This window comes from Streptomyces apocyni (assembly GCF_009739465.1).
In the GTDB taxonomy this organism is placed as follows: Bacteria; Actinomycetota; Actinomycetes; order Streptomycetales; family Streptomycetaceae; genus Streptomyces; species Streptomyces apocyni.
Genome location: NZ_WHOM01000071.1, coordinates 1 through 5,201, shown reverse-complemented (window position 1 = coordinate 5,201; position 5,201 = coordinate 1). Strand labels below are relative to the sequence as shown.

1 protein-coding gene is annotated in these 5,201 nt (G+C 69.0%); it reads left to right on the top strand.

The features are described 5' to 3' along the window. On the top strand, positions 1 to 5,201 hold a 5,201-nt coding region (locus GCN81_RS25320; protein ID WP_156726809.1), incomplete at both ends, for a non-ribosomal peptide synthetase.

Below are 5,201 nucleotides of genomic sequence, written 5' to 3'. Positions count from 1 at the left end.
GCCTACCCCATGGCCGAACTCCAACTCGGCATGGTCTACGAAATGGAACGGGACCCCGACCGCAACCCGTACCTGAACGTCACCTCACTGCGGCTGCCTGGACGCTTCGACGAGTCCGCGTTCCGTACAGCTGTGTCCAAGGTGGTGCGGCGGCACCCAGCGCTGCGGACCTCGTTTGCCCTCAGCAGCCTGAGCGAGCCGATGCAGCTCGTACACGCCGAGGCAGACCTCCCCGTCGTCGTCACCGATGTGACGGGCCAGGACTCCGAGGTTCAGCGTTCGGTGCTCGCGAACCATGTGGCGAGCGAGCGCGCCCGCGGCTTCGACACGGCCTCGGCTCCGTTGTGCCGGATGAGTGTGCACGTACTGTCCGATGACGCCTTCCAGTGGACCGTCACCGACCACCACGCCATCCTCGACGGCTGGAGCCTCGCCTCCACCCTCGCCGAAATCACCGACACCTACCACGCACTCCTACAAGGCGAAGACGTCACCCTGCCCCCACTACGCTCCACCTACCGCGACTACATCGCCGCCGAACGCACCGCCCTCACCACCACCGAAAGCACCACCTTCTGGCACACCCTGCTCGCCGAACGACCTCAGGCAACCCTCCCCCGCTGGCCCACCGACCGGCCCGGGCACCCGTCCCTCACCGGTGAGCGCCAGGAAGGCGAGTCGCACCACCACGACGGAGACACGGGTCGCGGCGCGTTGGTCAGTGTGGTGCCCGCGGACCTGGTGACCGAGCTCGAGACGGTTGCGGGACGTATCGGTGTACCACTGAAGGCCGTACTGCTGGCCGCGCACCTGCGGGTGCTGGGCTTCGTCACCGGTGGTGCGGACGTGGTGACCGGTCTGTCGTCCAACGGGCGTCTGGAGGAAACCGACGGGTCGGAAGTCCGCGGTCTGTTCCTCAACTCCCTTCCATTCCGGTTGCGGCTGTCCGACGGCAGTTGGGCCGACCTGGCCCGCGCCGTGTTCGCCGCCGAGCGAGCGGCCTTGCCGCACCGTAGGTACCCCATGCCCGCGCTCCAGCGCGCACTGGGCGGGGAGCCGCTGTTCGAGACCGGATTCGTCTACAACCACTTCCGCCACGTCGAAGATCTGGCGGACAGTGGTCGGGCGGCGGTCTCGATCTCCGAGTCGTACGACGAGATAGCGGCTGGTGTCGCCCGTACCAGCTTCCCCTTGCACGTCGCCATGAGCCGCGAGCCCGGCGAGACCGGGATGCGGGTGGAACTGGAATACGACGCGCGGCAGTTCGCTGCCGAGCAGGTGCGCTTGCTTCGCGACTACCATCTGCGCGCCCTGACGGCGCTGGCGGGGACTCCCGACGCCGACCACAGGCAGACCGATCTGCTGAGCAGCTCCGAACACGCGCTGCTCGCCGACTGGAATGACACCGCCACGCCGGTGCCCGACACCCCCGTGCACGAGCTGGTGGCGGCGCGTGCCACCGCGACGCCTGAGCGTACGGCTGTCATTGTTGGTGACCGCAGCCTCACCTACGCCGAGCTGGACGCTCTGGCGAACCGGCTCGCTCACCGCCTCCGTGACCTGGGTGCGGGACCTGAGACGTATATCGGCGTCTGCCTCGAGCGCTCCCCGGAACTGATCGTCACCCTGCTGGCCGTACTCAAGGCTGGTGGCGCCTACGTGCCCATGGACCCGGGTTTCCCCGCCGCGCGGCTGGAGCACATGGCGCATCAGGCGGACGTACGAGTGCTCCTCGTCGCCCCTGGCACGGCGGATCGCGTCCCCGCGGGACCTTGGCAGACCGTGGTGCTGGACGACACCGTGCTGGTGGATGACGGTGTGCCGCGCGAGGCCCCGGAGAACGGGGCGGGACCGGACAACGCCTGTTACACCATCTTCACCTCCGGCTCGACCGGCCTGCCGAAGGGCGTGGTGACCCGGCACCGCAACGTCACCGAGCTGCTGTACGGCGGTGCGGCGATGGACCTTCGTGAGGACGACACGCTTCTGCAGATCGCCACGGTCGCGTTCGACGTCTCCACTTTCGAGATCTGGGCACCGCTGGTGGCTGGAGCCCGGTTGGTCCTGGCTCCCTCCGGGCCTTACGAAACGGGCGACTTGGCTGAGTGGATCGCACGGTATGACGTAAGCGTGCTGCACGCGACGGCTTCCCTGTTCGCGCTGCTGATGGACCAGCAGCCGCAGGCCCTCGACGGGCTGCGTAAGCTCCTCACCGGCAGTGAGACCGTCTCGCCGGCGCACGTCGCGCGCGCCGTGGCCCGCCACCCCGCGCTGGAGGTGGTGAACTGCTGGGGTCCGACGGAAACCACCACGTTCTCGGTCTGCGGCACCTTCACGGCGGAGAATCTGCCCGCTGGCCCGCTGCCCCTCGGCACTCCTCTCGCCAACACCGAGGTCTGGGTGCTGGACGAGACGGGCCTCCCCGTTCCTGTCGGCAGCCCCGGTGAGCTGTACGTATCCGGGCCGTGCCTGGCCCGCGGCTACCTGGGCAACCCGGCGCTGACCGCCGAGCGGTTCCAGCCGCACCCCTTCCCGTCCCACGGTTCCCACGCTCGTCTCTACCGCACAGGTGACCGGGGCCGGTGGTCGGTGGACGGCCAGATCGAGTTCCTGGGCCGTGTCGATCACATGGTCAAGATCCGCGGCTACCGGGTCGAGCCGGGCGAGGTCGCCGCGGCGCTCGGCGCCCACCCCCGCGTGCGGCACTGCGTGGTGACGGCACCACGGGACGCCGCGGGGCGGGCCGACCTGGTCGCGTACGTGGTGACCGAGGGGGAAGCGCCCCCGGTAGGCGAGTTGCGCTCCGCGCTGCGAGAGCGGCTGCCGGAGTACATGGTGCCGCGTACGTTCGTCTTCCTGGACGAGCTGCCGCTGACCCCGCAAGGCAAGGTGGACCGCGGTCGGCTCCCGGCACCTTCCGGTGAACGCCCGGACCTGGAGGTGGCGTTCGAACCTGCCCGGCCGGGTGTGGAGGAGCGGTTGGCCGGGATCTGGGGTCAGGTCCTGGGCGTGGACCAGATCGGCCGCCACGACAACTTCTTCGACCTCGGCGGCGACTCCATCCGCAGCATCCAAGTCCTGGGCAAGGCGCGGGACGCCGGGCTGGTCTTCGGACTGCCGGAGCTGTTCCAGGCGCCGACCCTGGCCGGGCTCTGCGCGTCGGTGACCGTGGACGCTGAGGGTGGGTCCCACTCCGCCGCCACTGCCACTGTCACTGAGCCGTTCGGGCTGGTGTCAGCCGAGGACCTGGCACGGTTGCCGGAAGGCCTGGAAGACGCCTACCCCATGGCCGAACTCCAACTCGGCATGGTCTACGAAATGGAACGGGACCCCGACCGCAACCCGTACCACAACGTGAGCTCACTGAAGGTCGGCGAACGGTTCGAGGAGAAACCCTTCCGGCGCGCGCTCGCCCTGGTGGTGGCGCGGCACGCGGTCCTGCGAACCTCCTTCGACCTCAGCAGCTTCAACGAGCCGCTCCAGCTGGTGCACGCGCGGGCGGCGCTGCCGCTGACCGTCGCCGACCTACGAGGTGTGTGTGAGGAGGACCAGCGCTCAGCGATCGCGGAACACGTCCGGACCGAGGAGCGAAACCTTTTCCCGCTGGCGTCGGCTCCGTTGTGCCGGATGAGTGTGCACGTACTGTCCGATGACGCCTTCCAGTGGACCGTCACCGACCACCACGCCATCCTCGACGGCTGGAGCCTCGCCTCCACCCTCGCCGAAATCACCGACACCTACCACGCACTCCTCCGCGGCGAAGACGTCACCCTGCCCCCAATCCGCTCCACCTACCGCGACTACATCGCCGCCGAACGCACCACCCTCACCACCACCGAAAGCACCACCTACTGGCACACCCTGCTCGCCGAACGACCTCAGGCAACCCTCCCCCGCTGGCCCGCCGAGACACGGCAGAGTGAGGACACGCAGGGGCGCGGCGAGCTCTCCGCAGCACTGCCGCGTGAGCTGTGCGACCAGCTGGAGCAGTTGGCGGAGCGAGTTGGGGTACCGGTCAAGTCGGTGCTGCTGGCGGCGCACCTGCGGGCCCTGAGCGTGGCTATGGGCGCCACGGACGTGGTGACGGGCCTCTCTTCCAACGGCCGTCTGGAGACGAGCGGCGGTGCCGAGGTACGCGGCCTGTTCCTCAACACGGTGCCCCTGCGGCTGCGACTGTCGGAGGGGACCTGGCTGGACCTGGTGCGGGGGGTGTTCGAGGCGGAGCGGGAGATGCTGCCCCACCGCCGGTATCCGATGTCCGCGCTGCAGCGCGCCTTCGGTGGGGAGCCGCTGTTCGAGACTGGATTCGTCTACAACCACTTCCGTCAGATCGGTGAGTTGGCCGAAGGCACGTCAGCGGAGCAGGGCGTGGGCGATCCCGTAGACGGCGCCGGGCGGACCCACTTCCCTCTGCTCGTCGCGGTGAGCCGAGAGCCTGGACACGCTGGGATGCGGCTGGAGTTGCAGTACGACAGCCGCGAGTTGACGTCACAGCAAGTCGCGTTGGTGCGTGATTACTACGTGCGAGTGCTGGAGGCGATGGTCGCTGATCCGGACGCCTCTTACGGGCAGGTACGGGTGCTCGGCGACGATGAGTCTTCCCAGCTCGGGCTGTGGGCGGGCGAGGGTGCTCGGTTCCCGGTGTCGTCGCTGCATGAGGCGGTGGTGCGTCGTGCTGTGGAGGCGCCGGATGAGGTCGCGGTGGTGTGCGGCGGAGATTCGCTGACCTATGCGGAGCTGGTGGTGCGTGCCGGGCGGGTTGCCGAGTACCTGAAGGGGCGGGGGGTTGGCGTTGAGACTCCGGTGGGCGTGTGCGTGGAGCGCTCGCTGGAGACCGTGGTGGCAACGCTCGGGGTGCTGCTGGCGGGGGGTGTGTACGTACCGCTGGACACCGCCTTCCCGGCTGATCGCATGCGGTTCATGTTGCAGGACGTCGACGCTGGCCTCGTACTGACGCAGGGGTCGACGGCTGCGTTGGTGCCGGACGGGCCGTGGGAAGTCGTCGACCTCGACGGCGTCAGTGGCCCGCAGGCGCAGGACCTGGATCTGACGCTGGAGCGGGTCGCGGCCGAGGTCGCGGTGGGGGTCAGTACGGATCACGCGTGCTACGTGATCTTCACGTCAGGGTCCACCGGCCGCCCCAAGGGCACCACCGTGGCGCATGGCAACGTCACCCGGCTGTTTGAGGCGGTCCGTGCGCG